The 399-nt window shown below is 35.1% G+C and carries 1 protein-coding gene; it reads right to left on the reverse strand.

Annotated elements, in window-relative coordinates; genetic code table 11:
* Positions 1 to 375 (reverse strand): hypothetical protein (locus AC1VNY_RS42845; RefSeq protein ID WP_482409730.1); only part of this gene is annotated, 375 nt, incomplete at its 3' end.
* Positions 376 to 399 lie beyond the last annotated feature (24 nt).

A 399-nucleotide genomic window follows, 5' to 3' on the forward strand; every position in this document is an offset into this window, starting at 1 on the left:
GTCTTTCCTTGCTGTAACTTTATCCTTTTTGTGAGATGTTTCTTTCAAATGTCCCGAAGAAGATTTTTCTGAAATTTTGTGACTTTTCTCATGAGTACTATTTTCAACTGCTTTAACTGTGTCAACTAATATCTTATCCTTTTTAGAAATTGATGGATGTTTGCTATATTTCCCAGTTGATGCCATTTTAGTCTCGCTTTTTATAGAAATGTGCTTATCAATAGATTTTTCAGTTGCAATACTGGAAGAAGTCAAGCAGGATTCTTCCTTACAAGTGTTGATTACGACTTTTTGTGCCGTGTCAAGTTCTGGTGCCTCATTTACATGCTGTGCTCCAAGTTTCTCTTCTTGTTTCTGAATATTTTCAGATATCAACTCAGTCTCTGTCTGGAGTAGATG

It is taken from the genome of Bradyrhizobium ferriligni (assembly GCF_056837965.1).